Genomic DNA, 26,877 nt, shown 5'->3' on the forward strand with positions numbered 1-26,877 from the left:
GCGCACTCTACACCAGCGGCGCGACCGCGCGAACCGCGCCTCCGCCAGGCGCCGGGCGGCCGAGCGCGCCCGGCGAGGCCGGGCCGGAGGCGCGCGCGCGCGCCGAGAACGCGCGCGCGGCGCTCAGCGGACCTCGTAGAACGCGACGCGGCGCAGATCCGCGCATTCCTGGCTGCCCTCGGGGCCCCCGAGGAGGTGGATGCGCCCCGACTCGGGGACTGGGATGGCGCCGACGTCCTCCGATTCGACGACCGAGATCGCCTCCTCCCCGTCGATGACGACGTCCAGCGACAGCCCGGTCGGCGAGCTCAGGACATCGACCTTGAAGGCCTGCTCTCGCTTCCAGGAGAGCGGCTCGGTGGCCAGGGTAGCCGAGCCGCGAGCGCCCGTGATCGTCATCGCGATGGCGCCGTCCGAGGCGCGCAGCGACACGCGGTTTCCGGGATCGATGTAGAGGAGGTCGTGATCGGCGAGCTGCTCGCCAGAGGCGTAGTTGGGAGCGAACTCGATCGATGCCTTGATCCACCCCTTCCAGATCAACCACTCGGCGTTGCTCGCGAACAGCACGTCGGCCTCGCGCCTGCGCGCGGCGCCCGTGGTCGGGATCGCCGACGACGGGTATCTGGCGCTCTCGAGGCTCAAGAACGCGAAGCTCGCCGCGCCCGCCTGGGCCGCCTCGGCCGCCGCGGGATAAACGAAGAGGTTTCCGGCGCGCTCGACCTCGACGCCGGTGAAGTCGATGCGTCGCCACGCGCTCGCCGGCGCGGGCACCCTCGTGGACGCGCCGCCCTGCGTGTCCTCGTCGAAGGTGGAGTTCCGCACCCACGCGAGCTCGCCGTCTTCTCCGGAGACGTCGCCCACCCAGCCGGACACGGTGGAGGTCGCGCCGACGGCGCCGCTGACGGGGACATAAGCCGCGGACGTTTCCTCCGCATCCACGTCGGCGACGCGCCCGGCGGACATCGCGCCGTCCGGCCCGGGCGCCTCCTCGAGGCTCGCCTCGCTGTACAAGCGCCAGAGCGGCATGGTCGGCGTCGAGAACGGGATCCGGTTCTCGCGCGCGCCCTCGAGGCTGAGCCCCCAGGGGCTGTCCTCGCCGACCCGGCGCGCCCGCGCCACGTCGGCGGGAATCCCGCTCACGATGGCGCGCTCGCCGATCTGCACGGTCTTGTCCGGCGTGGGGCTCTCCAGCGTGAGCCAGCGCGGGAGCTCGTAGAGCCCGGGATCTTCGGGGGCGCTCGCGGCCCACCCGTACAGCATCGCGTCCGGCAGACCGTCGGCGCCGCCCTCGCCGCCGGCGGTGGTCGGGGTGGTGCCGGGCTCGCGCTCTGTTCCAGTCCCCTCCCAGCGGGGCGCGCACGTCAACGCCGCGCTCGCCGCGAGGATCACCAGCGGAAGGGCCGTTGACGCGCCACGGCGAGCGGCCGCGCTCCTCATGCCCGGATGATTGTCCTCCCCCACTCACGCTGTCAATGCTGGCAGCGCGCGGCCTTGCCCTCGTTTGACGAGCAATCCCGTCCGCCTGCGACGAAGATCGACTACCCTGGCCGGCCGTGGAGCCGGACGACGCGCGCGTGAGGCCGAGGTCGCCTGTCGAGCGGCGGCGCTCAGCGGCGGCGCGGCGCCGCGCCCCCGCGCCGCCCTCGGAGCGCGCCGTCCCGTGGCTGCTCGGGGCCACGATCCTCGGTTCCGTGCTCGCCATCGGCGCTGTCCATACGCCCACGCTGGCGATCGTGTCGCTCGTGACGGCCGTCGCCGCCGCGCTCTCCCTCCGCGCCAGCGCGCGCGGCGCGGACCGGCAGCCCTACGTGACGGCGCTGCCGACGCTCACGCTGCTCGCCCTGACCGCCTACACGCTCCTGCAGGCCGTGCCGCTGCCGCTCTCGTGGCTCGCGCGCGTCGCGCCGGCGAGCGCCGATGTCTGGTCGCGCGCCCTCATGCCGCTCGGCGAGGCGGCGCCTCGTTATGGAAGCCTCTCGCTCGACCCTGGGGCCACGCTCGTCGAGGCCACGAAATCGCTCACGTACGCCGGGGTCTTCGTCACGGCCGTGTTCGTCGGCGCCAGGCACGGCGCGAGGCTCGGGATCACCCTCGTGTTCGGCAGCGCGTTCCTCGCCGCGCTCACGACGATCGTCCACGGCCTGCTCGGCACGACGCAGGTCTTCGGCGTGTACGAGCCGCGGTTCTCGGTCGCGGCGTGGCACGTCGGGCCGCTGCTCAACCCGAACAACCTCGCCGGCTACCTGAACCTCGGCGTCCTCTCGGGCGTCGGGCTGCTGCTCACGAGCAGGCCGATCCTGCCTGTCTGGGTCACCGGGGTCGGGCTCACCGCGATCGTCGGGGTCGGCATCATCGCCTCGTCGCGCGCAGGGCTGCTCGTGCTGCCGCTCGGCCTCGCCCTCTTCGCGCTGCTCGCGTGGCGGCGGCGCAAGCGGATGCTCTCGAGCCGCCGCGGCTCCAGCACGGCGACCTGGCTGCTGAGCCTCGCCATCAGCGGCGGCGCGCTGCTCGCCGCCCTCGCCACGACGAACCGCACGCTCGCGGAGGTCGCGGACGACAACATCAACAAGCTCTGGCTGTTCTACTCGACGATCCCGCTGCTCGCCGACCACTGGCTCTTCGGCATCGGGCGCGGCGCGTTCGAGACGGTGTTCCCGGCGTACCGCCAGTGGCCGGGCAACATCGTGTTCACGCACCCGGAGAACTTCGTGCTCCAGTGGGCGGCGGAGTGGGGCGTCCCCGTGGCCGCGGCGGCGCTCGTCGCGCTGGGCATCGCGTTTCGCCCTGGCAAGCTCGCCCTCCGGGCGAGCACGGCGGCGCTGGGCGCCTGGGTCGGCTGCATGGTGCTCCTCGCCCAGAACCTGCTCGACCTCGGCCTCGAGGTCCCCGGCGTCTCGATCGCGCTCTTCGCGACGTTCGGCTCGCTCTGGGGCGATGCCTACCGCGAGCGGCCGCTGCGCGAGGCGCCGCCCGACGACCCCGGGTCGGCGCGGCGGGCGTGGCTGCTGCCGGCGTGCGCCGCGGGGTCCGGGGCGGCGCTCGTCGCCCTGATGGTGGGCTTCGGCTGGCGCGACGTCGATCACGACCGCCGGGAGCTGCGCGCCCTGGGCGAGGCCGGCGCGGCGAACGGCGGCTGGCCGCGGTTCCGCGGGGAGCTCCGCGCGGCGATGCTCCGCCACCCGGCGGAGCCCTACTTCCCGCTCCTCGGCGCGGTCGTCGCGCTGCAAAGCCGGAGCGAGAGCCCGATCCCCTGGCTGCAGCGCACGCTCGAGCGCTCGCGCCGCCACGGCCGCGCCCACCTGCTGCTCGCGGAGGTGCTCGCCTCGCGCGGCGCCAAGGAGCAGGCGCTCCTGAGCCTCCGGCTCGCCGCGGAGGACGACCCCGAGGTGATCACCACCGCCGCTGCGCTCGCCCGGCAGTGGACGCAGCGCTGGGACGAGCTCCAGCGGGCCGTGCCGGAGGGCGAGGCGGGCGCCGAGATGCTCGAGCGGATGGCCGTCTCGTGGGATCGCCAGGGCGACATGGAGCTGCGGCTCCGGTGCGCCGAGGAGGCGATCGCGCGCGACCCGGCCCGCATCAAGGCCCGCTGGGCCGTCGGCGATACGCTGCTCGCGATGCTGGATGCGCCGAGCTCCACGCGCTGCGGCGGCGCGGGGGGCGCGGAGGCGCAGCGGGCCGCGTGCGAGCGCCAGGTCGAGGAGCACGCGGCGGCGATCCAGAGCCACAAGGAGAGCTCGTTCCTCGCGGTCCACCTGCGGGCGCGGCTCCTCTTGCTGCGCGGGAAAGCCGCCGAGGCGGAGCAGCTGCTCGCGGGGAGCTGCGAGCGGCTGGACGACCGGACCAGCTGTCTCCGCCTGCGGGTGCAGGCGGCGTCGCAGATGCCGTCGTCCGAGCGGCTGCTGCCCGCGATCCGCGATCTCCTGTCCGCCTCGTGCAGCGCTCCGGCGCCGTGCGCGGCGGCCGCGACCTGGGCCGGCGATCTGCTCGCCGCGCGGCGGGAGTACTCGTCGGCCGTGACCCACTACGCGCGGGCAGCGCAGGACGAGCCCACGGAGGAGCGCCTCCTCAAGCTGGCCGACGCCGCGAGCAACGCAGGCGCGCACGTCCAGGCAGCGGAAGCGCTGGAGCGGGTGCTGCACCGCCGCGGCGGCCAGGATCCCGAGCTGCGCAAGCGGATCTTCGACGAGAAGGCGAAGGCGCTGTCGCCTGCGCTCACCCCCTGAGCGATCGCCCGGCGGCGCACCCCATCAACACAACCTGGCTGCTCGGCGCATGGCCGCGCGGCGGTTCGACGGAGCGCGCGCCGCGGCTCGGCCCCTGACCAGCGCGAGCAACGCGACGGCGAGGCCGCCGAGGCCGGCCGCCCAGGGGCTCCCGGGCTGCCCGGGAGCCTCGGAGCAAGCGCAGCCGCGGCCGTAGAGGAGCGTGTCGTCCAGCGCCGCCTCGCCGCCGGTCCCGCCCACGCCACCACCGCCGCCGCCGCCGCCGCTACTGCCGCCGCCCGCCCCGCCGTCGCCGCCCGCGCCGCCGTCGCCGCCCGCGCCGCCCATGCCGCCGGCGCCGCCGCCCCCTTCGCCTTGGGGCATCCTCACGATCACGCCGTCCGACCCGCGATCCGGAGAGAGCCCGGCGGCGGAGACCGCACGTACGCCGACGTAGTACTTCGCCCCGTCGAGGAGCGGCAGCCCGCTGATCGACGCCTCGGAGACGTCGCCGACGTCCTGCCACGCCGGCGAGGTCACGTACTCCCCGCGGCCGCCGACGACCGCCACCTGGTAGGACATGGCGACGTCGACCGGCGTCCAGCGCACGTGGAGCGTGTCCCTGGTCTCGATCTCGTCGACGTCCTCCTCCGGGTCGGGCCCGCTCGGATCGACGTCCCAGACGCGCGCGGGCGCGGGCAGGATCTCGTGCCGCAGGTTGTAGAGATAGCCGTCCGCGACGCTCACGACGATGTCATCGTGGCCGTCGCCGTCCGTGTCGGCGAGGATCGGTGAGCCCACCGGATCGCCGAACGCGTAGGACCACACGAGCCGCGCCGTGCACGCGTCGACCGCGTAGAGAAAGCCGTTCGCGGAGCCGACCACGACGGTGGGCCCGGCGGACGCGCGCCCGGTGAGGTTGCCCGAGATCGCCACGTCGCCGAGCTGGCCCATGGAGGCCCCCGCGAGCGCCGCGGCTTGCTCGTCGGCGAACGCGGCGTCGCCGGCGAGCACGATCGAGGTCGACTGCCCGGCCGCGGAGGCGCCCAGCTCGGTGAAGGTGAGGCGCGCCGGCCGCACGAAGGACCCCTCGACCAGGAGGGGCCTGCCGTCGCACCTGGCGATCGCGCCGTGCGGGAAGGGGCGGTTGTCGTCCGTGCCGCGCCAGAGCGCGGTGCGCAGGTCGTGCTGCAACGTCCGGGCAGGGAAGCGCCCCCCCTGGAGCGTCATCTCGAGCTGCTGATCGCCGGACACATCGGCGAGGATCGGCATGAAGTAGGTGAGCGCCTCCGCGCTCTGGCCGAGCAGGCTGCCGTCCCGCCCCGACAGCACCCGGGCGGCGTTGATCGCGACCGCGACGTCGTCCGCGCCGTCCCCGTCCCAGTCGGCGATCGCGGCGGCCTGGGTCCCTGCCGACGCGTTGATCGCGTGCTTCCAGCGCATGCCGCCGTCCCGGTTGAGCGCCAGGACGTCGGTGCGCAGGGCCGTGTCGGCCGTGACCGCGACGAGCTCGGGCGCGCTGTCGCCGTCGAGATCGGCGTGCAGCACGTCCCACGCAGGCCTCTTTTCCACCAGCGTCTCGCCTGTCTGCACGCCGCTCGCGTCGAGCGTCGCGACGGAGTACTTCGGCGGATCGACGATCGGGTGCCGCAGCCGGAAGCACGCGAGGGTCGCCGGCGAGCTGCCCTCGGCGGGCAGGATGGATGCGCCGAACGCGTCGCGCGCGCGCCAGGCGGCCTTGGCCGGGGCGACGTTGCTCGCGCCCTCCGACGCGATGCGGACGAGGTCCCCCCGGCTGTCGACGACGACCACGCTCTCGGCCGCGTCGTTCGGGAAGAGCTTGGCCGCGATCGGGGCCCGGCCGAAGTCGACGAACGCGCCCGGGCCGGTGCTGTAGCCGCCGGCGCGCAGCCCGGGCAGCACCTCGCGCCCCTCCTGCATGAGGTTCGTGGGCGCGAGCGACGCGTCGAGCAGCGTGACGAACCCGTCGTCGCGGGAGACGACGAGCTGCGGCGACGCCAGGGAGGCCGCCGCCGGCAGCTCGAGCGCCGCGATGCCGACGTCGGGATCGACGGCGTACACGGCGGTGGTCGAGGCCCCCCCCGCGCTCACCGCGTACGACGTGAGCGCCACCGGCTCCGTGGTCGCCTCCAGGATGAGCTCGCCGCGCCCGTCGCCCGTGAGGTCCGGCGTGACCAGCGAGAACGAGAGGTTCGTCGTGCGCGCCCTCGACCAGTCGACCCGCGTGCGTACCCGCTCGCCGTGCAGGTCCCAGAGCCGCTCGACGCGGCGCGCTGAGCCGCGCCTGAACCGGAACGTCGACACGCGCTCCTCGCGCGCCGTGACGATCCACTGCTCGGCGCCAGCGTCCCCTCGGACCGCGCCCTGCGCGATCTCGTCGGGGATGACGGCGAGCTCTGCGCCGGAGGCCGCGTCGAGCACGTAGGATGTCCACCCATCGCCCGTCTTGCCGCTCACCAGCACCTCGAGCGTGCCGTCGCCGTCGAGATCCCACGCGAGGCGCGTCGGGGCGCGGGCGTCGCCGCCGTCGTTGGGGCCGAGCGTCCTTCGCCACACGACCCCGATCGAGGGCGTCTCGCCCGGCCTGTACGCGAGCAGGAAGATCTCGCGCGTCCCCTGCACACCGATGACGCGGTTCTGCAAGCAGAGCGCGCGCTGTCCGGGGCTCGACGGGTCGCCCACGTTCACGGCCTCGCACACCGCGCCGCCGAGGTATACGCCGATGCGGGCCGACTCCGCGATGACGTCCCCTGTCCCTGAGACGAAGAACATCTGATCGTGAGAGGAGACCAGGAGATCGGCTGTCCCGTCTCCATTCCAGTCGCCCACCGTGTCGACTCCGGTATTGCAATGCGCGCGCGGCGGGAGAGACGGCAGCTTCTCGACCGCGCTGAACCCCCGCGCGAAGCTGTAAATCACGCCCGGGCTGGCGGTGCTCACCGAGCAGCAGCCGCACTCGTCGAGGAAGAGATCGAGGCCGCCGTCGCCGTCGAAGTCGGCGAGGCGCGCGGCGCCGAGCGTCCCGATCTCCGTCGCGCTGTCGAGCCACAGGATGGCGCCGCTCTCGCCGTCGATGGCCGCCGCCCCTGCGCCGGTCAGCACCACCGCCTCGAGCCGCCCGTCCCCGTCGAGATCCTCGACGGCGTGCACCGTCTGGAACCCGAGCGGGGGGGTCCTCCAGAGAAAGTTTCCCTGCGGATCGGAGAGCACCGCGCGGCCGCCGGACACGAACAGGACGTCGGTCTCGCCGTCCTGGTCCACGTCGCCGGCGAACACCTTGGACTGCGCGAGCGCGCCGCCGAGGTACGCCCGCCAGTAGGGCGCCGGCTTCACGATATTGCTGGTCGACTCCGTGGCGCCCGTGCGTTGGGGGTCGTGACGGGCAGATCGCCAGTCGGCGGCGGCCGAGCCGCCGCCCAGCAGGAGCGCAGCGCACACCGAGATCGCCGCCGCGCCGCGTGTTACGAAGGACGATCGTTCCATTCTGGTTGTCCCAGCGCGCATCCCCGCTGCTGCCGCGCGGTCCGAGTGTACCTGATCGTTACGGAGGTACCACCGCGCACGAATGTGTCATACCTCGCCGCCGCCGCGCCGCCGGCGCCGCGGCAGCCGTGACGCCAGAGATGCACACCTTGTACCACATCCACTCCCTATTCGGAGCGCCGGCTTGAATTTCGGGGGCCCGGGAAGCACCTTAGCCCCCCACGCGGACCTCTACCCTCGATGAACGCGCCCGCGCGCGCCTGACTTATGGCCGACGAAAGCAGAGCTTCCTCCACGACCGCCCCTCGCGATGACGCCTCTGGCGAGCGCGGTTTCGACCTCGTTGTGGCCTTGCGCACGGTCAGCAAGCACTGGGCCATCGCGCTCACGACCCTGATCTTCGTCGCGCTCGGCGTCACCTTCTACACGCTCGGGCAGAAGAAGATCTATCAGTCGGCGGCCACGGTGCAGTTCGACCCGAACCCGCCGCGACCGCTTGGCCGCGGCGTCGACACCGTGGTCGACATGGGGGCTGGCTCGTACTGGAACAACCGCGAGTACTACGAGACTCAGTACAAGGTCATCCGGTCGATGCGGGTGGCGACGGCGGTGGTCGCCCAGCTCAACCTGCAGAATGACGCGTACTTCCTGGAGAACCTCCCGAAGGACGCGGCGCCCCCCGCGGCGAAGGCGGTGAGCCCCGAGGAGGCCGCGGCACTCCTGCGCGACCGGCTCTCGGTCGAGCCGGTGAAGGACAGCCGCCTCGCGGTGCTCCGCTACGACGACGCGGATCCCGAGCGGGCGCAGCGCGTCCTCGCCACGGTGATCGACGTCTACGTCGAGCAGAACCTCGACGACGCGCTCGCCTCGACGAACTCGGCGGTCGACTGGCTGAGGACGCAGCTCGACAAGCTGAAGAACGATCTCGAGGCGAGCGAGACGTCGCTCCACGAGTACAAGCTCACGAAGAACATCCTCGACGTCGATTTCGAGGACCAGTCCAACCTGCTCCGCGAGGAGATGAAGCAGATCAACGACGCCCTCACCGCCGTGCGCACGCGGCGCGAGGAGTTCGCCGCGCGGAACCACGAGCTGGCGAAGCTCGACCCGAACAACCCGCTCGATCTCCCGGCGTCCGAGCTCATCCAGAGCCCGGTCCTCCAGATGCTGCGCGCGCGCCACGAGGAGTGCGTCCGTGAGCGCGACGCGCTCATCGGCTCTGGCAAGGGGGAGAATCACCCGGACGTCCGCGCCGCGACCGAGCGGCTGGCCGCGAACAGGAACTCGCTGGTCGCCGAGATCAAGAACGTTCAGGGCGCCGTGAGCCGCGATCTCGCCATCGTGAAGCGCCAGGAAGGCGGCCTCGTGACGCTGTTCGAGGACGCGAAGAAGCAGGCCTTCGAGCTGAACTCTCTCAAGATCGAGTACGATCGCCTCCGCAGGAACAAGGACAACACGGAGAAGCTCTACCAGCTCGTCCTGGAGCGCACGAAGGAGAGCGATCTGCAGCGCATGCTGCGGGTGAACAACATCCGTGTCCTCGACAGGCCCGATGTCCCGCTCGTCCCGCTCCGGCCCCGCGTGGCGGTCAACATCGCCGTGGGCATCCTCGCCGGGCTGCTGCTCGGGGTCGGCGCCGCGCTGGCGCGGGCGATGCTCGATCGCACGCTGAAGACGCCGGTCGAGATCGAGCGGGAGCTCGGGCTGCCGTTCCTCGGCCTGGTTCCGTCATTCGACAAGCGCGAGAAGGAGGCCCCCCTGCGCAAGGGGCGCCGCCGCGGCAAGCTCGCGGTCGACTCCGGCCGGCGCGAGCTCCTCGTCCATGACCAGCCGACGAGCGGGATCGCCGAGGCGGCGCGCGCGATCCGGACCAACCTGCTCTTCATGTCGCCCGATCGGCCTTACAAGACGCTCCTCGTCGCGAGCGCCGGCCCCCACGAGGGCAAGACGACGGTGTGCTGCTACATCGCCGTCGCGATGGCGCAGGCCGGGCAACGGGTCGTCCTCATCGACTGCGATCTGCGCCGGCCGCGTCTCCACCGGGTCTTCGGGAAGGGCCCGGAGATCGGCGTCACGAGCGCGTTGCTCGACGACTCCGTGGTGGACGACGAGGGCGCGCTCAGGACCGAGGTGGACAACCTCTACGTCATCCCCGCCGGCCCCATCCCGCCGAACCCGGCGGAGCTCCTGCACAGCGATCGCTTCAAGGCGCTGCTCCGAAAGCTCCAGGACCGCTTCGACCGGGTGATCATCGACAGCCCCCCGCTCGTGGCGGTCACCGACGGTGCGGTGTTGTCGACGCTGGTCGACGGCACCGTGCTCGTCGTGCGCGCCTCCGCCACGACGCACGACTTCGCGCGCCACGGGATCCGCTCGCTGCGCGACGTCGGCGGCAACGTCATCGGGGCCGTGCTGAACGCCGTCGATCTGGCCCGGCAGGAATACGGCTTCTACCACTACTACGGCTACAAGAAGGACGGCTACTACGAGGCGGCCCCCGAGCCGGCGCCCCCCGAGAGAGCGGACCCGCCCCCGCCCGCCCTGCCGAACTGAGGAACACCGACGTTGCTGTCTGCACGGCTCCCCAGCGCACGCGGCGCTCAGCGCGCCGCCGGCTCGGCCCCTGCGAAGGCGAAGCCGCGCTCTCGGCTGCTCGTGACGCTGGTCGTCGCGGCGCTGGCGGCGGCCGGTCCCATCCTCGAGGGAGCGCTCGGAGAAGGGCGCGGGTGGACCATCGGCCTCCTGCTCATGCTGGTCGCCCCCTCGCTCGCCCGCGCCGGCGGGCCTCGATTCCACCCGATGGACCCGGAGACTTACATCCCGGGCTGTTACTTCCTCAGCACCGGCTACACGCCGCTCCTCGGGATCCTGAAGTCCGCCAACTTCTCCCTGTCGAGCCGCGACGCCGCGGCGATGCAGCTGGCCTATGCCGGCGCGATAGGCTGCGCCCTCGCGTGCACCGCGCTGAGCCGCGTGTGGGAGCGGCCGAACGTGGAGCGTATGGTCCCGCTGCGCAGCCCGAGGGCGATCCTGGACCAGGATTGGGGGGCGATCGCCGTCGGGGTCGTCGGGCTGGCGCTCGTCGGCGCGTGGCTCGCCTCGGTGGGCCTGGGGCGGATCTTGACGGTCGACTACGGCCAGACACACCTGGAGGAGGACGGCAAAGGGCTGCTCACCTCGGGCTGGTACCTGATCCGTTTCGCGCTCGTCTACTGCTTCCTCCGGGTCGTGTCCCTTCGCAAGGTCGGTCTCCCCGCGCCGAAGGTGCTGTTCCTCGTGGGCGCATGCCTGCTCGGGAGCCTCCTCTTCCAGACGATGATGGGCCGGCGAGGCCCGCTCGTCTGGGCCGCCCTCTCGATCGTCCTCGCCTTTCACGCCTACGGGTTCCAGCTCCGCCGCCTGTGGCTGGCCGTCGGGGTGGTGGGCGCCCTCTTCTATGGAGTCGCCCTCGAAGGCGCGCGCGCCCAGCAGGGCAGAGGCTTCGACGCGCAGATCGCCTCGGCGATCATGCACCTCGAGCAGAAGGACCTGCTCGAGGTCAACGAGTTCGAGCGCGTTTATGACAACGTCGTGATCGTGGCGAACGACAGGCCCCCGATCCTCGACTACCCGGGAGAGAGCTGGCTCAACGCGGTTCTCATCCTGATACCCAAGCCGATCTGGAGCGAGCGGCCGCTCGCCGTGTCGCAGCGTTACGTCAACTGGATCGCGCCCGATTTCGCGCGCCACGGCGGCGGGTTCGCGATGAACGCCGCCGCGGAAGGGTTCCTGAACCTGGGCTTGCTCGGCGCAGGCATCGAGGTCGCGGTGTTCTGCGGGCTCTTCTTCATGCACCCGCTCAACGTGGCGGCGGGGCGCGACACGCCGATGCTCGTCCGCACCGGCGGCGCGTGCCTCGCCTCATTTGCCTACAATCAGTTCCGGGGTGAGCTCACCGGGCTGCTCAAGATCACCGTCTCGCTGGGGATCGCGCTGCTCGGGGCGCTCCTGTTCACCTCGGTCGTGAGGCGCCTCCGCCGCGGGGTCTCGCTCCTCGGCCTGGCGCGCCACCGGCCGCTGCGAAACCTGCGCAGCACACGCCTCGATCAGCCGTCGGCGCCCGGCGGATAGGCTCGCGTCCGTGTGGTATGGTCGCGCGCGCCGCGCCTCGCGCGGCGATCGCGCCTTTCCTTGCAAGTCCTTGCAAGAGCTCCGCCGGGCGGATCCGACCCGACGACCTGACTGAAGAGCCACGCGGCCCATGCGCATCCTCTACGTCTCCCCGTATTTTCCCCCCGAGCCAGGGGCCCCTGCCGCGCGCGTGTCGGAGCTCGCCCGAGCCTGGCGGCGCGCAGGGCACGAGGTCACGGTCCTCACCGGCATGCCGAACCACCCGACCGGCGTGATCCCGCCCGACTACCAGGGCCGGATCCGCATCGAGGAGGACTTCCACGGCGTCCGGGTCCTCCGCACCTGGATCTACGCCGCCGCGAACCGCGGCAAGGTGCGCCGCTCGCTCGCCTACGGGTCCTTCGCGCTTTCCGCGCTCACGCTCGCGCAGCTCGGCTTGCCGCAAGCGGATGTGCTCATCGCGACGAGCCCCCAGTTCCTCTCGGCCGCGGCCGGCTACGGCATCGCCACCCTCCGCCGGCTCCCGTTCGTGTTCGAGGTGCGCGATCTCTGGCCCGAGTCGATCGTGGCCGTGGGCGCGTTGCCGGCGGACCACGCGGTCGTTCGGGGGCTCACGCGCGTCGAGGAGCACCTCTACCGCGTGGCCGACGAGATCGTCGTCGTCACGCAGCGCTTCCGCGAGCGGCTCGTCGAGCGAGGGGTGCCCGCCGAGAAGATCGAGGTCATCCGCAACGGCGTGGACCTCGGTCGCTTCACGCCGACCTCGCGCGACACGCCGCTCCGCGCGAGGCTCGGCTTCGGCGACCGCGTCGTCGTGGCGTACGTGGGCACGCACGGGATGGCGCACGGCCTCTCCGCCGTGCTCGACGTGGCGAACGGCCTGCGCGCTCGCGACGACATCCGGTTCCTCTTCGTCGGCGAGGGCGCGGAGCGCGCGAGCCTCGAGGCGCGCGCGCGGGAGCTCGGGCTCCCAAACGCCACGTTCCTCGGCGCGCTCCCGCGCGACCTGATCCCCGAGGTGTATGCCACGGCCGACATCTGCCTCGTCCCGCTCCGCAACGCCGAGCTCTTCCAGACGGTCATCCCCTCGAAGATCTTCGAGATCCTCGCCATGGCGCGGCCGATCGTGATCTCGGTCGACGGCGAGGCGCGGTCGATCGTCGAGGAGGCGCGCGCGGGCGTCTTCGCTCCCCCCGAGGACGTGCCGGCCATGACGGAGGCCATCGTCGATCTCGCCTCGGATCCCGCGAAGCGGGGGCGCATGGGCGAGGATGGGCGAGCCTACGTGATCCGCTCGTTCGATCGCGACACGCTCGCGCGCGACTACGTAGACCTCTTGGAGCGCGTGCTGCGTCGCTCGGATCGCGCAGCAGCTCGTTAGGCAGACCTCACTCGCGCACGAGGCTGGCGGTGAGCGTGATGCGGAACGGCGCGAGCGCCTCGACCTTGTCGAGCACGAGGTGCATCGCCATGACCGCCTGGTGCACCCCTGGGAACAGCACGGTGTACGTCGGGTGGTCCACCCCGGAGCTGAGCTTGTCCACGCGGAAGCCCGTCTCCTTCGCGATGCGGTCCACGGCCCACACCGTGTTCATGCGAAAGAAGGTGGGGTAGGCATCGCCTTTGGTGGTCTTGCTGGAGTTGGAGCGCAGCAGGTCCACGTAGAGCTTGTGGAACCAGTACGGCGTCAGGTGCGTCGCGAGCCCGGTATACGAGAGGAGGTTCGGCGCCGTGAACACGAACCGCCCGCCCGGGCGCAGCAGCCGGTGCGCCTCGCGCATCAACGCCTCGGGCTTCTCCACGTGCTCGAGCAGGTGGTCCGCGGCGATCACGTCCACGCAGCCGTCCGGCAGCGGGATCGCGTCGCCGAAGGCGCGGATGTGGTGCGGCGCCGGGTTGCGCGCGAGCGCCTGCTCGTCCGGATCGACGGCGTAGATGGTCTTGCCGTCGAGCGGCACGGTCGCCACCTTGCCGAACCACAGCGGCCCGCAGCCCAGGTGGATCACGTCCTTCGCCGGCGCGACCGCCTCGTCCACCATCCCCTGGTAGACCTTCCAGTAGTGCGGGCGGTCGGTGAACCGGTAATAAAGCTCGTTCGTCTTCTTGTTGAAGTCGACGATATTCCGGAGAATCCTCACGGTATCCTTGCTTCATCCGGCGTCGCGACGACGCCGGATGCGGGAAGAAGGCCTCACACGCTCACACGATCGACAGGTGCCCCTGCGCGCGCGGCTCCAGCGTGCGGGGCGGCGGCCGGCGCAGCAGGCGCTCCGCCGAGTCCACCACGAGCTGCAGCAGCAGCTCCGCCTGGGGGCTGACCGCGCTCTCCTCGCTGTCCCAGCGGAAGCGCAGCGTGACCGTCTCGCCGCCCAGCTCGATCGTGAACGCAGCGACCACCGCCTCGCGGAGCTGCTGCTGCGTCGCCGCGTCGTGCGTCCAGCTCCAGGACTTCACGCGCGCGCTGCCGTTCGCGCCGGCCGAGCCCACCTCCATGGCCACGAGCTGCGCCTCCTTCGCGAAGCGATCGAGCACGGCCCGCAGCTTCTCCGGGCCGCTGGCGGTCTCGATCTCGAGCAGCGCTCGCGGCACGGCGCGCCGCAGCGCCTCCACCGTGGCCTCGCGCAGGCGCCCGGCCTTGGCCGGCCGCGCGCCGAAGACCGCGAAGGAGCCGGCCGCCCGCACCACGATGAAGAGCACCGCGCTGCAGCCCGCGAGCGCGAAGCCGATCTCGTGCGAGCGGCCGACATACGCCACCAGCGCGACGACCGTGAAGAGGAGGCTCAGCCCGTACAGGATGAGCACCGCCCCGCGGTGAGAGTGGCCCTTGTCGAGCAGCTTGTGGTGGATGTGCGAGCGGTCCGCCGAGAAGATCGGCCGGCGGGCGATGAAGCGCCGCACCATCGCCGAGATCATGTCGAAGATCGGCAGGCCGAGCGCCAGCAGCGGCACCATGACCGCGAGCGCGGTGCCGCCCTTGGCAGTGCCCACGCCGAAGAGCGGGATGGCCGCGAGCATGAACCCGAGGAACATGCTCCCGGTGTCGCCCATGAAGATCGTCGCCGGGTGGAAGTTATGGAACAGGAACCCCACGATCGCGCCGGCGAGCGTCGCCGCGAGCAGGCAGATCACCAGGTTGCCAGGGTAGCCGCCCAGGTACGCGGTGATGAAGTTGGCGACGCAGGCGAAGAAGCCCACGCCCGCCGCCAGCCCGTCGAGCCCGTCAATCAGGTTGACCGCATTGATGATCGCGACGAACCAGGGGATCGTCACCAGGAACGACAGCGGCCAGAAGGAGACATGCCCGAAGTAGGGCAGCGTCACGCATTCGAGGCGGAGACCGAAGGCCCACGCCAGCGACGCCACGAGGATCTGCGCCAGCAGCTTGTGCCGCGCCCGCATCCCCTTGATGTCGTCCCAGGCCCCGACCGCCGCGATCGCCAGGCCGCCGACCACGAGGCCCGCCACCAGCGAGGTCTGCGAGAACCACATCACCGCGATCTGCGTGCGCAGCGCCACGAGCGCGAAGAGCGGCAGCATGAAGCCGGCCACGATCGCCAGCCCACCCAGGCGCGGGATGCACCGCGTGTGCACGCGCCGCGCGGTCGGCTCATCCACCGCCCCCACGGTGAACGCCAGGCGCCGCACCAGCGGCGTCGCCACCCAGCTAAGGATCAGCGCGAGGATGACCGCGGTGAGCGTACTTACCATCGCTCACCCGCCGTGCGGGAGCTCCGCGCGTCTCGAAGGCGTCGCGGTGCGCGGAGTTCGTAGCTCGTACTCATACAGACATCCTTCGTCGGTGCGCCCCTACTACACCAAGTCAGCGCGGGGAGCATGGGAAAAGTAAACGGAAGAAAAAAGTCAAGCCCTTCGTTGCAGCCCGTGGATTTTACAATGATGCTGCACGGTTCACTTCCCCTATCAGAGCTTGCGTAAAGCCGCTCCACGGTGGAGTGACGTCGTGCCGACGTCTCGATGTCCCGAGAGCGGAGTCATGTGGTGCCGATCCATGGCGCGGCGGCGTGTCGCCGAGGTGCGCTGCAGCCGCCCGATGTTTCCACCCGCTCCGGAGGGACAGGGGAGCATCGTGGGCCGGTTTTTTGAAATGAACGCACGAAGCAATTGCCCGCGTAGGACGGCGCCCCTCGGCGCCGCTGCAATGTCCTGGTGAAGCGCCCCGGGGACAGGAGCCCCGCTCCTCGAAAGGAAGGCCGACGCGAAAGCGTTGCGCGAAAGCCGCGAGCCGGAGCCTCGCCCCAGGTGGAGCGCCTCGGCGGCGCATGGCCTGGCGGCTGCGACCCCGGCGCGTGCGATGTAGCACGTGGCGACCGAGCACGGCACGAACCTTGACGAACGGCCGCGACGGTAAGTGCTACCGGCGTCCATAAAGTGCTCTCTCCGGGCGGTAGATACGAGCTCTGCAGTCCGTGAGGCCACCGGAGCACACATCCGAGCTCTGTCCGCCGAACCGAGGCGATCGCAGGGACCGGGCATGGCGACTTCTCTGGTGCTCGCCATTCGCGTGGCATTCACCGGAAGCACCACCGAAATCTGAGTCGGACGAATAGGGATCTTCCCTATACAGGTCAGCGCAGGCCTGCTTGTGGTGAAGCAGGGAGCGCCTGAACAGCATAAATAGCGTCCTTGACGTAATTTTGTGAGCGGACGGCAAGAGCATTCACCGCGGCGCCCGGTCACACGCCAGGAACGAGCCTCTCGACCGATGCAGCCGGACGTGGCGTTGGCGCCGTGAGAGCGTGGGCGGACGGTGGCAGCCGGGGGCGCTCTTCCAGGATTTCGCGCACGCCCGATTCCAGGTGCTTCCGGAACACGGCGACGTTCCCCGTACAACCCGGTTGACAGTCTTGGCGCAGCGCTCTAAAAGGTCCCCCAACCCTGACGCATACGTAAGGGTCAGGCTTCAGCATGACGACCCGGCACCACCTCCCCGTCGCCCAGCAGCACCCCGGAGGACCGCCCACGTTCAGTCCGTCTGGGACGGAAAGTTCCGAAGGCACCGAGGAAGAGGAGCGCCTCCTCCAAGTGGGGGACATCGCGAAGGCGACCGGGAAGACGGTGCGGGCCATTCATCATTACGAGGAGGTCGGGCTGCTCAGGCCGCACGCCCGGTCCAAGGGGCGCTACCGGCTCTACGACCACGCGGCCCTCACCCGGGTCCGGTGGATCGGCAAGCTCCACGACCTCGGGCTGTCGCTGAGCCAGATCCAGCAGATCGTCTCGACCTGGGAGGCGTCCTCGTCGGCCCCCGGCGCGATGTCGCGCATCCGGGACGTCTACCAGCAGAAGCTCGAAGAGGTGCGGGGGCAGATCGCGCACCTCGAGGCGCTCGAGCACGAGCTCGTGGCGAGCCTCGCCTACCTCGACACCTGCGAGACGTGCGACCCGGCGGAGCTCGTCGCCGCCTGCACGAACTGTAACCTCCACGACAAGAACCAGGCTGAGCCTGAGCTCGTCGCCGGGATCCGCGGCGGCAATGGGCATTGCCGCCAGGGCTCGAATCACCGCTGAGCGAGAACACCATGGGCATGCAACTTCCGATTTACATGGATTACCACGCGACGACGCCGGTCGATCCGCGTGTCCTCGACGCCATGCTGCCGTACTTCAACAGCAAGTTCGGCAACGCCGCGAGCCGGAGCCACGTGTTCGGCTGGACGGCCGAGGAGGCCGTGAGCCACGCCCGCGAGACGCTCGCCAAGTTCATCGGCGCGTCGAACCCGAAGGAGATCGTGTTCACCTCCGGCGCCACCGAGAGCGACAACATCGCCATCAAGGGGGTCGCCGAGTTCTACAAGGACAAGGGGAACCACATCATCACGAGCGTCATCGAGCACAAGGCGGTGCTCGACACCTGCAAGCGGCTCGAGAAGCAGGGCTACGAGGTGACCTACCTCAAGGTCGACAAGTACGGGATGGTCGACCCGGACGACGTCGCCAAGGCGATCACCGACAAGACGATCCTCGTCTCGATCATGCTCGCCAACAACGAGGTCGGCACGGTCCAGCCCATCGCCGAGATCGGCAAGATCACGAAGTCGAAGGGCATCCTCTTCCACACCGACGCGGTGCAGGGGGTCGGCAAGATCCCCTTCAATGTCGAGGAGATGGGGGTCGACCTCGCGTCGGTGACGGCGCACAAGATCTATGGCCCGAAGGGCATCGGCTGCCTGTACGTGCGCAGGTCGAAGCCGCGCGTGCGCATCACCGCGCAGATGGACGGCGGAGGCCACGAGTTCGGCATGCGGTCCGGCACGCTCAACGTGCCCGGCATCATCGGGTTCGCCAGGGCGGCGGAGATCCTGATCGAGGAGGGCGCGGCGGAGTCGGCGCGCATCCTCGCGCTGCGCGAGCGGCTGCGGACGCGGCTCTGGAAGGAGCTCGACGCCATCCAGCTGAACGGCTCGCCCGACCGGCGGCTGCCGGGCAACCTCAACGTCTCGTTCAGCTTCGTCGAGGGCGAGGCCATGATGATGGCGATCAAGGACGTGGCCGTGTCCAGCGGCTCGGCGTGCACGAGCGCCAGCCTCGAGCCCTCGTACGTCCTCCACGCGATGGGCATCGGCGACGACCTCGCCCACTCGTCCATCCGGTTCGGGCTCGGCCGCTTCACGACCGAGGAAGAGGTCGACTACGTGGCCGATCTCGTCATCCGGAAGGTCAACAAGCTGCGCGACATGTCGCCGCTCTACGAGATGCACAAAGAGGGGATCGACCTCAACAGCGTGCAATGGGCGGCGCATTGAAGAGCGGCGCGGACGGCGCCGGTCCATTCGAAGATTTGGATTTCGATACGGAAGGAAACGGTCGAGGAGAGAGCCATGGCATACAGCAATAAGGTCATCGAGCACTACGAGAACCCCCGGAACGTCGGGACGCTCGACAAGGACGACGAGCACGTCGGCACCGGGCTCGTCGGCGCTCCGGCCTGCGGCGACGTCATGCGCTTGCAGATCAAGGTCGGCGAGGGCGGCGTCATCGAGGACGCCAAGTTCAAGACGTTCGGCTGCGGGTCGGCCATCGCGTCGTCGTCGCTCGCCACCGAGTGGCTGAAGGGCAAGACGATCGACGAGGCGGAGACGATCAAGAACAGCATGATCGCCGAGGAGCTCCACCTGCCGCCGGTGAAGATCCACTGCTCGGTCCTCGCCGAGGACGCCATCAAGAGCGCGATCGCCGACTTCCGGGCCAAGCAGCAGGCGAAGCGGGCGCTCACGGCGCAGCCCTCGGGCAACGCCGAGGGCGCCGCGTCGGTGGGCGCGGCGGAGTGACAGCACGGGGCCGCGGGGGGGCGGCCCAGCGCGCCGGAGAGGAGCAACGCCATGCAGAGCAGTGAGGAGACGACCACGACCAAGGCGGCGGACGCCGACGCCCGCGCCGCGACGGGCGCCGCGCCCGCGCAGGACGACGGGGCAGCGGCCGAGGCGCCGGCCAAGTCGAAGCGCACGCTCGCGGTGAGCGACGCCGCGGTGCAGGCGATCCGGGCCCAGCTCGCCAAGCGCGGGACGCCGGAGGGCGCCATCCGGGTCGGGATCCGCGGCGGCGGCTGCTCCGGGTTCTCCTACGTCATCGAGTTCGACGACAAGCCGCCCCGGTCCGGCGACCTCGTCCTGGAGTTCGCGGAGCAGGACAAGCCCACGGTGCGCGTCTTCTGCGACAAGAAGAGCATCATCTACCTGGGGGGCTCGGTGCTCGACTGGGAGAAGACGCTCATGTACCAGGGCTTCAAATTCAAGAACCCGCACGAGGCGACGCGCTGCGGCTGCGGCCACTCGTTCACGGTGGCCTGAGCCGCCGCCCGCGCCCGCCCCCCAGCGGAGGCGCCTCTTTTTCGAGCATTCCCGAGCCCGCCATGACCGATCCCTTCGATACCCTGGGCGTCGAGCCTCGGTTCGACCTCGACCTGCGCGCGCTGGAGCAGCGCCACCGCGATCTCTCGCGCGCGCTCCACCCCGATCGCTACGCGGGCGCGCCCGCGGCCGAGCGCCGGCTCGCGCTCGGCCGCGCGATCGAGGCCAACGACGCGCTGCGCGTCCTCAAGGACCCGATCCGCCGGGCCGAGGCGCTGCTCCAGCGCGCCGGGCTCGCGCGGGGCGAGGAAGCCGAGCAGAAGGCGTCCCCTGCCCTGCTCATGGAGATGATGGAGTCGCGCGAGGAGCTCGCCGAGGCGGCGCGGGGGCGCGATCGCGCGCGGGTGGCCCGCCTGGGCGACGCGATGCGGGCGCGCGAGCAGGCGACCCTCGCGGCCATCGGGCGCGCCTTCGCGGCCGCAGGGGGCGAGGCGACGAAGCTGAAGGGCGTGCTGGCCATGCTCAGCGAGCTCCGCTACATCCGGCGCTTCCTCGACGAAGTGAGCGCGATCGAAGAAGAACTCACGGATCCGACATGACCCTCCTCGAGATTTTCGACCCCAAGGCCAGGCCCAGCCCGATCGGCATCGATCTCGGGACGACGAACTCGCTCGTCGCCCGCGTGCGCGACGGCCGCCCCGTGGTCATCGACGACTGCAACGGAGAGCGCCTCGTGCCCTCCGTGGTGCACTACGACGAGCGCGGCAACGCCGTCGTGGGCCAGAGCGCGGCGCGGCTCGCGCCGAGCCACCCCCGCGAGACGATCGTGAGCGTGAAGCGGTTCATGGGCCGCGGCGCGGACGATCCGGAGACGCGGCGGCTCGGGCCGTACGAGTTCGCGGAGCCGAAGGGGCCCGAGGACGCGAAGAGCGTGCGCTTCAGGGTGCGGGACAGGGTCGTGACGCCGGTCGAGGTGTCGGCGGAGATCCTGAGGGAGCTGCGCACCTCGGCCGAGCGCGAGCTCCGGTCGGTGGGCGGCGTGGTGATCACGGTGCCGGCCTACTTCGACGACGCCCAGCGGCAGGCGACGAAGGACGCCGGCCGGCTGGCCGGGTTGGAGGTGCTGCGCCTGCTCAACGAGCCGACGGCCGCGGCGCTCGCCTACGGGCTGGACAAGCAGCAGAACGGCCTGTTCGCCGTCTACGACCTCGGCGGCGGTACGTTCGACGTCACCGTGCTCCTCCTCGACAACGGCGTCTTCCAGGTAAAGTCGACCGGCGGCGACAGCGCGCTCGGCGGCGACGACATGGACAGGGCGCTCGCGGAGCGGCTGCTCGCGGAGATGGGCGCGACCCGGCGCACGCCCGAGGTGGTGCGGCTCGCGCTCGACACCGCCCGGAGCATCAAGCACGCGCTGACCGACGTGGAGCGGGTCGAGATCGAGCTGCCGGTGCAATCAGGCGAGGCGACAGAGGCGGCGCAGGCGCCGGCCCGGACGGACGCTCGCGCGGCGTCGAGGCTGGTCACCGTCACGCGCGGCGAGCTCAACGCGCTCATCGCGCCGCTCCTGGAGCGCACGGGCGCCGCCTGCCGGCGCGCGCTCCGCGACGCGGGCGTCCAGGCCGCGGACCTCGACGGCGTGATCCTCGTCGGCGGGGCGACGCGGGTGCCGTACGTGCGCGAGTACGTGGCGAAGCTCTTCGGCAAGGAGCCGCTCAAGGACATCGATCCGGAGGAGGTCGTCGCGCTGGGCGCGGCGATCCAGGCCGACATCCTGGCCGGATCGGAGGAGCGCGCGGACGAGGTGCTCCTGCTCGACGTGCTGCCGCTGTCGCTCGGCATCGAGACGATGGGCGGCGTCGCCGAGAAGATCCTGCCGCGGAACACGACGATCCCGGCGGGGGCGCGGCAGGTGTTCACGACGTATGCGGACAACCAGACCGGGTTCGATCTGCACATCGTGCAGGGCGAGCGGGAGCTCGCCGCCGATTGCAGGTCGCTCGCGCGCTTCGTGCTGAAGGGCATCCCGCCGATGCCCGCGGGCATGGCGCGGCTCGAGGTGACGTTCCGCGTCGACGCGGACGGCCTGCTCGGCGTGACCGCGCGCGAGCTGACGACCGGCGTCGAGCAGAAGGTCGAGGTCAAGCCGAGTTACGGGCTGACCGACGAGGAGGTGGAGAACATGCTCCTCGCGGCGCTGGATCACGGCGAGGACGACCTGCTCAAGCGGCGGCTGGTCGAGGCGCGGGTCGAGGCGGAGCGCGTGGCGATGGCGACGCGCAAGGCGCTCGCCGCGGACGCCGACCTGCTCGGGCCGGGCGAGCGCGAGGCGATCGAGGGGGCGCTCAGCGCCCTCGACGCGGCGATCCGCGGCGACAAGCCGGGGCTGATCCAGGCGCGCACGGACGCGCTCGATGAGGCGACGCGCGGGTGGGCGGGGCGGCGGATGGATCGCGCGGTGGCGAAGGCGATCGGGGGCAAGCAGGTCGAGGACGTCGAGGCGAAGGTCGCCGCGGCGAGGGGCGTGGACGCACACCTGGCCGAGCACGCGGGGAACGACGCGGGCCGCGCGCCGGGCGACGTCGAGGCGAGCGGCGCGCGCCCGGCGCAGACCGGCGCCGGCGCCGAGGCGAGGAGGAGCTGATGGCCAAGGTCCGCTTTCTGGCGCACGGGCGCACGTGGGAGGTCGAGGTCCCGGTGGGGTCGACGATCCTCAAGGCCTCGAAGGCCGTGGGCGCCCCCGAAGGGGACGCGTGCGGCGGCGTGTGCGCGTGCTCCACCTGCCACGTCTACGTCACGAAGGGGCGCGAGCTCCTCAGCGAGGCCGAGGAGGACGAGGAGGACATCCTCGACAAGGCCTTCGACGTGCGCTCGGTCAGCCGCCTCGGCTGTCAGGCGACGATCCAGAAGGAGGGCGAGATCGAGGCGGAGATCTCCCGCGAGAGCCTCGACGCCTTCTACAACGAGCACCCGAACGTGAAGGATCCCCGCAAGGGCTGAGCCTGCGGCGCGAGCCGCGCCAGGCCGGGGCGGCGCGTTACGACGGCGGCTTCGCCTTCGCCGTCGCGGGCTTCGGCTCGCGCGGCGGGGGCGGCGGGGGCGGCGGCTTGTTGAGCTTCTCCAGCTCGGTGCGAGCCTCGCTGGTGATGCGGCGAGCGATGTGGGCGAAGGCCGAGGCGGCCTCCCGCGCGGGCGGCGTCGAGAAGATCGCGACGACGTGTTGTGCGGCGGTCTTCCTGCCGATGGGGACGAGGAAGAAGGTCAGGGCGGCGAGGAGGAACACGACGCCGTTGACGAGGCGTTTGAAGAAGTCGCCGACCACAGGAGGCGGAGGCTAGACGGCGCGCGCGCCCGCGGCCCACTTCCTGGCAGCCGGGCGGATCCGTGCGGGACCCGCGGCGGCGCAGCGCCGGGCCGCGGCCGCGCTCAGGCGACCACGCGCGCGGCGCGCTCGGGCGCGTCCGCGGGCGGGGGGGTCGTCCTCGACCTCACCGCGCCGCGGACCGGCGCGAGCTTGGCCCGGAGCTTCCGGTAAGCGTCCGCGTCGACCGGCTCGCCGCGGACCCAGGCGCGGAGGAACGGCATCACCGAGGGCTCCCAGGCGGCCCCGAGGCGCAGGGCGAGGAACTCGCTGTAGAGCGCGGTGAAGAGCGTCTCGAGCTCCTCGATGAGGTACATGCGCTCGTAGAACTGCTCGTCCACGGCGTCCTTGACGACGCTCGGGATCTTGACGCCCGAGAGCGCGAACGCGTCGGTGTTGAAGAGGAACGTGTACTCGAGCTCGCCGCGGGTGATACGGACGCGCGCCTGCGACGGGAGCTTGCCCTGGCGCAGCGCCTCGTGCGCCTCGGGGGCGCTGCTCGGCGCCGCGCCCTTGAGGCGGCTCTGCTCCTTCTCCTGGACGAGCGTGATCTGCCCCTCGAGCCAGAGCTCGCAGACGCCGAGGGCGTCGAGGGAGAAGCGGCCCTCGAAGACCTCGCTCTCGAACCAGAGCCAGACCAGGAACTCACGGCCGACGAAGCGGCGCTGCTCGATCAGTTCGGCGAGGCCCACAGGGCACCTCCAGCGGTGGGGTCTGCGTGAAAGACGGTGGGTTTGAGGAGCTCGAAGGCGGTCTGCTGCTCGGCCGTGAGGCCGAGATCCCGGGCGGCCGTGTAGGGGCTCTCGGGCACCAGATCGAGCTCGAAGGTGTCGCCGAAGAGCTCGACGAGCCCCTCGTGCGCGCGCGACGACTGGTTCCAGAACCGCACGACGCCGGCCTCGAGGTTCCAGGAGAGATCGACGACCTTCATCGCCGGGATGAGCTGCGCGCGCAGCTTCCTCGACACGACGGCGCGGAGCTCCTCCTTCTCGCGGCGCCCGAGCTTCTCGCGCCCGCGTTTGGCGAGGTGCTCCCGCTCCGCCTCGGCGAAGTGCGCCTTGAAGAGCGCCGAGGGCACCTGCCAGCGATCGGTCCGCAGGCCGAGGTTGAGGTACGAGTTGAAGAAGATCTTGCCGTGATCGAGCTCACAGTCGAGCGGGTTCTCGATGGAGCACCACCCGGCGCGTTGCTCCGCGTCCTCCTCGACCGTGAGCGGCTGGAACGCGCGGAGGCGGATGCGCTCGACGAAGCGGTCGCGGAACCCGTCCGGCAGCTCGCCGCGGACGTAGAACTTCGAGAATGAGATGGATCCTTTGAGTGCGCCCAAATGATCGTCCTTTCGTCTCGTGAGGACGAGCGACGTAGCCGAGGCGGCCCGCAGGCGTCAATAAACCGGACCCGGGCGGCCGGGCGTGCGTGCGGCCGGCGGGGTCAGACGGAATCTGACGGAAGCTGACGGAAGCTGACGGAAGCTGACGCGAGCTGACGCGAGCTGACGCGAGCTGACGCGAGCTGACGCGAGCTGACGCGAGCTGACGCGAGCTGACGAGATCAGACGTTGAACAGGAAGTGCGTGACGTCGCCGTCCTGGAAGACGTACGTCTTGCCCTCGACGCGCAGCTTGCCGGCGGCGCGGATCGCGGCCTCGGTCCGGTGCTCGACGAGGTCGTCCACCTTGTAGACCTCCGCGCGGATGAAGCCCTTCTCGAAGTCGCTGTGGATTACGCCCGCGGCCTGCGGCGCGGTGCAGCCGATCGGGATCGTCCAGGCGCGGATCTCCTTGGGGCCCGCCGTGTAGTAGCTCTGGAGGCCGAGGAGCCGGTAGGCCTCGCGCGCGAGCGTCGACAGCGCCGGCTCCTTCATGCCGAGGCTCTCGAGCATCTCCTTGCGCTCGTCGGGGGCGAGCTCGTTCAGCTCCGACTCGAGCTTGCTGCAGACCGGCACGACGCCGCTGCCCTCGGACGCGGCGCGCTCGCGCACCTTCGACGCGAGCGGGCCCGTGCCGGAGACGTCGGACTCGTCGACGTTCGCCACGTAAAGGACCTTCTTCGCCGTGATCAGGCCGAACGTCTTCACGACCTTGCGCTGGTCGTCGTCGAACGAGACCCCGCGCACGGGCTTGCCGGCCTGGAGCGCCTCGAGGCACCGCTCCATGAGCGCGATCTTCGGCAGGAGCTCCTTGTCGCCCTTCGCCTGCTTCCTCGTGCGCTCCAGCATGCCCTCGAGCGAGCCGAGGTCGGCCAGCATGAGCTCCGTCTCGATGGTGTCGATGTCGCGGAGCGGGTCGACGCCGCCGTCGACGTGCACGACGTCGGAGAGCGTGAAGCAGCGGACGACGTGGAGGATGGCGTCCACCTCGCGGATATGACTGAGGAATTTGTTCCCGAGCCCCTCGCCCGTGCTCGCGCCGCGCACGAGCCCGGCGATGTCGACCACCCGCACCATGGCGGGGACGATCTTCTCGGTCTTGATGTACTTCGCGAGCGTCGTGAGCCGCTCGTCCGGCACCGGCACGGCGCCGACGTTCGGCTCGATCGTACAGAACGGGTAGTTCTGCGCTTCGGCCTTCGCCGCCGTCAGGGCGTTGAACAGGGTGCTCTTGCCCACGTTGGGCAGTCCGACGATGCCGACCTCGACGCTCATGGCGCGCACGTCTAGCACAGGCAGGGTCGCGCGGCCGGCCTCGCAGTAGAACGCCCCTAAGGTCATCCCCGACGGACGCGGCGGTCGCCGCGGAAGGCCCTGGGGCTCAGAGTCCGGCCCGTCCGGCTCCCTGCACCGACGGCGCAGCGCGGCTCAGGAGGTGCGCTGGCCGAAAAGGCGATCGGCCCAGAGGACCGCGCCCGGCATGCCCGCGCCCGCGGTCAACGCCGCGCCCGATCCGGCGCGCGCAGGGCGCCGGCGAGGAAGTCGACGAAAGCGCGCACCCGCGCGGGGAGAAAGCGCGACGGGAGGTACACAGCGACGACCTTCCGGCGCACCGGAACCCACCCGGCGAGCACCTCGCGCAGCCCGCCCGCGGCGACGTCGGGCGCGGCGAGGTACGCCGGGAGCTCGGCGATGCCGAGGCCAGCGCGCGTGGCCTCGAGCACCGCGAGGACGCTGTCGCTCGAGAAGACCGCGGGTAGGCGCACCGGCGCCTCGGCCCCGCCGGGCTCGGCGAGCCGGAACACGACGTGCGCCGCGCCGCCCGCGCCGTAGCGGAGCCCGGCGTGCGATCCGAGCTCCGCCGCGTCGCGCGGGGCGCGGTGGCGGCGGAGGTACGCGGGGCTCGCGTAGAGCCCGCGCCGGTCTTCCTCGAGCGGGCGCGCGACGAACTCGGCCGGTGGGGCGGAGAGCATGCGCACCGCGACGTCGATCCGCTCGTCGACCAGATCGGCGAGCCGGTCGCCGCAGCGGAGATCCACGGTGACGCCGGGGTGCTCGGCCTGGAAGCGCGCGCAGAGCGGGGCGACGCGGCTCGCGCCGTAGACCGCCGGCGCCGCGACGCGCAGGGGGCCGCGCACCGCCTGGTCGCGCGCCGCTATGTCGCGCTCGAGCGACTCGACGTCGGCGAGGAGCTGCCGCCCGCGCGCGACGTACGCCTCGCCGAGGTCCGTGAGCGAGACCCGGCGCGTCGTGCGCTGCACGAGCCGCACGCCGAGCCGCGCCTCCGCGCGGGAGACGGCCTTGCTCACCGCCGAGGGCGTCAGACCGAGCCGCTCCGCCGCCGCGGAGAACGAGCGCAAATCCGCGATCGCGACGAGGAGCTTCAGCGCGTGCGCAGCCTCACCCGGGTCGATTGATGAACTCGGTTCATGAATCCTCGTCTTCACGCGCCGATTGTACGCCGCAGCGATCGGGTGCACCTCTCCATGCGCAACGGGACCTCCTGCCGGTCCCGGAGAGGAGA

General features: G+C 71.3%; 20 protein-coding genes. 11 read left to right on the plus strand and 9 right to left on the minus strand.

Annotated elements, in window-relative coordinates:
* Positions 1 to 123 precede the first annotated feature (123 nt).
* The gene (locus tag WMF43_RS41150) at positions 124 to 1,437 is read right to left on the minus strand and encodes a phage head spike fiber domain-containing protein (RefSeq protein ID WP_437673359.1); all 1,314 of its coding nucleotides are present in this window, start codon (positions 1,435 to 1,437) and stop codon (positions 124 to 126) included.
* A gap of 137 nt (positions 1,438 to 1,574) precedes the next feature.
* Here WMF43_RS41150 and WMF43_RS41155 point away from each other — a divergent pair, with 137 nt between their 5' ends.
* Complete coding sequence (locus WMF43_RS41155) at positions 1,575 to 4,223, plus strand: O-antigen ligase family protein (RefSeq protein WP_437673360.1); 2,649 nt, start codon at positions 1,575 to 1,577, stop codon at positions 4,221 to 4,223.
* A 24-nt stretch (positions 4,224 to 4,247) separates the two neighbouring features.
* On the opposite strand, the gene WMF43_RS41160 is transcribed toward WMF43_RS41155, so the two are convergent.
* On the minus strand, positions 4,248 to 7,706 hold the full coding sequence (locus tag WMF43_RS41160) for an FG-GAP-like repeat-containing protein (RefSeq protein ID WP_437673361.1): 3,459 nt from the start codon (positions 7,704 to 7,706) through the stop codon (positions 4,248 to 4,250).
* A gap of 345 nt (positions 7,707 to 8,051) precedes the next feature.
* Between WMF43_RS41160 and WMF43_RS41165 the strand changes: the two genes are divergently transcribed.
* From WMF43_RS41165 to WMF43_RS41175, 3 genes are all read left to right on the plus strand, one after another.
* Positions 8,052 to 10,259: a GumC family protein gene (locus WMF43_RS41165; protein ID WP_437673362.1), complete on the plus strand. Its 2,208-nt coding sequence runs from the start codon at positions 8,052 to 8,054 to the stop codon at positions 10,257 to 10,259.
* A gap of 102 nt (positions 10,260 to 10,361) precedes the next feature.
* Positions 10,362 to 11,816, plus strand: coding sequence for a hypothetical protein (locus tag WMF43_RS41170; RefSeq protein ID WP_437673363.1), 1,455 nt, complete (start codon positions 10,362 to 10,364; stop codon positions 11,814 to 11,816).
* Positions 11,817 to 11,946: 130 nt separating this feature from the next.
* A complete protein-coding gene (locus WMF43_RS41175) occupies positions 11,947 to 13,197 on the plus strand; it encodes a glycosyltransferase family 4 protein (RefSeq protein WP_437673364.1) in 1,251 nt (416 codons plus the stop codon).
* Positions 13,198 to 13,204: 7 nt separating this feature from the next.
* Here the strand turns inward: WMF43_RS41175 and WMF43_RS41180 are convergent, their stop codons facing one another.
* Positions 13,205 to 13,954 (minus strand): class I SAM-dependent methyltransferase, encoded by a 750-nt coding sequence (locus WMF43_RS41180; RefSeq protein WP_437673365.1) that lies wholly within the window; start codon positions 13,952 to 13,954, stop codon positions 13,205 to 13,207.
* Positions 13,955 to 14,015: 61 nt separating this feature from the next.
* Positions 14,016 to 15,524, minus strand: a complete 1,509-nt coding sequence (locus WMF43_RS41185) for a glycosyltransferase family 4 protein (protein ID WP_437673366.1) — start codon at positions 15,522 to 15,524, stop codon at positions 14,016 to 14,018.
* Between the two features lie 1,335 nt (positions 15,525 to 16,859).
* Between WMF43_RS41185 and WMF43_RS41190 the strand changes: the two genes are divergently transcribed.
* The 7 genes from WMF43_RS41190 to WMF43_RS41220 all read left to right on the plus strand — a co-directional run bounded on the left by WMF43_RS41190 (position 16,860) and on the right by WMF43_RS41220 (position 22,624).
* Positions 16,860 to 17,345, plus strand: a complete 486-nt coding sequence (locus WMF43_RS41190) for a MerR family transcriptional regulator (protein ID WP_437673367.1) — start codon at positions 16,860 to 16,862, stop codon at positions 17,343 to 17,345.
* Positions 17,346 to 17,362: 17 nt separating this feature from the next.
* Entirely contained in the window at positions 17,363 to 18,580 is a 1,218-nt protein-coding gene (locus WMF43_RS41195) for an IscS subfamily cysteine desulfurase (RefSeq protein WP_437673368.1), read from the plus strand.
* 75 nt (positions 18,581 to 18,655) lie between these two features.
* Positions 18,656 to 19,105, plus strand: a complete 450-nt coding sequence (gene iscU, locus WMF43_RS41200) for a Fe-S cluster assembly scaffold IscU (RefSeq protein WP_437673369.1) — start codon at positions 18,656 to 18,658, stop codon at positions 19,103 to 19,105.
* Between the two features lie 51 nt (positions 19,106 to 19,156).
* Positions 19,157 to 19,624 (plus strand): HesB/IscA family protein, encoded by a 468-nt coding sequence (locus WMF43_RS41205; protein WP_437673370.1) that lies wholly within the window; start codon positions 19,157 to 19,159, stop codon positions 19,622 to 19,624.
* A 62-nt stretch (positions 19,625 to 19,686) separates the two neighbouring features.
* Positions 19,687 to 20,223, plus strand: coding sequence for a Fe-S protein assembly co-chaperone HscB (gene hscB, locus WMF43_RS41210; protein ID WP_437673371.1), 537 nt, complete (start codon positions 19,687 to 19,689; stop codon positions 20,221 to 20,223).
* A complete protein-coding gene (gene hscA, locus WMF43_RS41215) occupies positions 20,220 to 22,268 on the plus strand; it encodes a Fe-S protein assembly chaperone HscA (RefSeq protein WP_437673372.1) in 2,049 nt (682 codons plus the stop codon). The genes hscB and hscA overlap by 4 nt, the downstream gene beginning before the upstream one ends.
* A complete protein-coding gene (locus WMF43_RS41220) occupies positions 22,268 to 22,624 on the plus strand; it encodes a 2Fe-2S iron-sulfur cluster-binding protein (protein ID WP_437673373.1) in 357 nt (118 codons plus the stop codon). The genes hscA and WMF43_RS41220 overlap by 1 nt, the downstream gene beginning before the upstream one ends.
* A 37-nt stretch (positions 22,625 to 22,661) precedes the next feature.
* Here the strand turns inward: WMF43_RS41220 and WMF43_RS41225 are convergent, their stop codons facing one another.
* From WMF43_RS41225 to WMF43_RS41245, 5 genes are all read right to left on the minus strand, one after another.
* Positions 22,662 to 22,946 (minus strand): hypothetical protein, encoded by a 285-nt coding sequence (locus WMF43_RS41225; protein WP_437673374.1) that lies wholly within the window; start codon positions 22,944 to 22,946, stop codon positions 22,662 to 22,664.
* A gap of 104 nt (positions 22,947 to 23,050) precedes the next feature.
* The gene (locus tag WMF43_RS41230) at positions 23,051 to 23,677 is read right to left on the minus strand and encodes a hypothetical protein (protein WP_437673375.1); all 627 of its coding nucleotides are present in this window, start codon (positions 23,675 to 23,677) and stop codon (positions 23,051 to 23,053) included.
* Positions 23,659 to 24,312 (minus strand): hypothetical protein, encoded by a 654-nt coding sequence (locus tag WMF43_RS41235; RefSeq protein ID WP_437673376.1) that lies wholly within the window; start codon positions 24,310 to 24,312, stop codon positions 23,659 to 23,661. The genes WMF43_RS41230 and WMF43_RS41235 overlap by 19 nt, the downstream gene beginning before the upstream one ends.
* Before the next feature lie 224 nt (positions 24,313 to 24,536).
* Positions 24,537 to 25,628: a redox-regulated ATPase YchF gene (ychF, locus tag WMF43_RS41240; protein WP_437673377.1), complete on the minus strand. Its 1,092-nt coding sequence runs from the start codon at positions 25,626 to 25,628 to the stop codon at positions 24,537 to 24,539.
* A 221-nt stretch (positions 25,629 to 25,849) separates the two neighbouring features.
* Positions 25,850 to 26,800 carry a LysR family transcriptional regulator gene (locus WMF43_RS41245; protein ID WP_437673378.1) on the minus strand — a complete coding sequence of 317 codons (951 nt, stop codon included), beginning with the start codon at positions 26,798 to 26,800 and terminating at the stop codon, positions 25,850 to 25,852.
* Positions 26,801 to 26,877: the final 77 nt, after the last annotated feature.

The sequence above is a fragment of the Sorangium sp. So ce131 genome (genome assembly GCF_051519095.1).
Classification (GTDB): Bacteria; Myxococcota_A; Polyangia; order Polyangiales; family Polyangiaceae; genus Sorangium.

Bases quoted from the DNA above. Each gene is read 5' to 3' on its own strand.
- WMF43_RS41150 (WP_437673359.1), bottom strand. From the start codon at position 1,437: ATGAGGAGCGCGGCCGCTCGCCGTGGCGCGTCAACGGCCCTTCCGCTG.
- WMF43_RS41160 (WP_437673361.1), bottom strand. From the start codon at position 7,706: ATGGAACGATCGTCCTTCGTAACACGCGGCGCGGCGGCGATCTCGGTG.
- WMF43_RS41175 (WP_437673364.1), top strand. From the start codon at position 11,947: ATGCGCATCCTCTACGTCTCCCCGTATTTTCCCCCCGAGCCAGGGGCC.
- WMF43_RS41185 (WP_437673366.1), bottom strand. From the start codon at position 15,524: ATGGTAAGTACGCTCACCGCGGTCATCCTCGCGCTGATCCTTAGCTGG.
- WMF43_RS41195 (WP_437673368.1), top strand. From the start codon at position 17,363: ATGCAACTTCCGATTTACATGGATTACCACGCGACGACGCCGGTCGAT.
- iscU (WP_437673369.1), top strand. From the start codon at position 18,656: ATGGCATACAGCAATAAGGTCATCGAGCACTACGAGAACCCCCGGAAC.
- WMF43_RS41205 (WP_437673370.1), top strand. From the start codon at position 19,157: ATGCAGAGCAGTGAGGAGACGACCACGACCAAGGCGGCGGACGCCGAC.
- hscB (WP_437673371.1), top strand. From the start codon at position 19,687: ATGACCGATCCCTTCGATACCCTGGGCGTCGAGCCTCGGTTCGACCTC.
- hscA (WP_437673372.1), top strand. From the start codon at position 20,220: ATGACCCTCCTCGAGATTTTCGACCCCAAGGCCAGGCCCAGCCCGATC.
- WMF43_RS41220 (WP_437673373.1), top strand. From the start codon at position 22,268: ATGGCCAAGGTCCGCTTTCTGGCGCACGGGCGCACGTGGGAGGTCGAG.
- ychF (WP_437673377.1), bottom strand. From the start codon at position 25,628: ATGAGCGTCGAGGTCGGCATCGTCGGACTGCCCAACGTGGGCAAGAGC.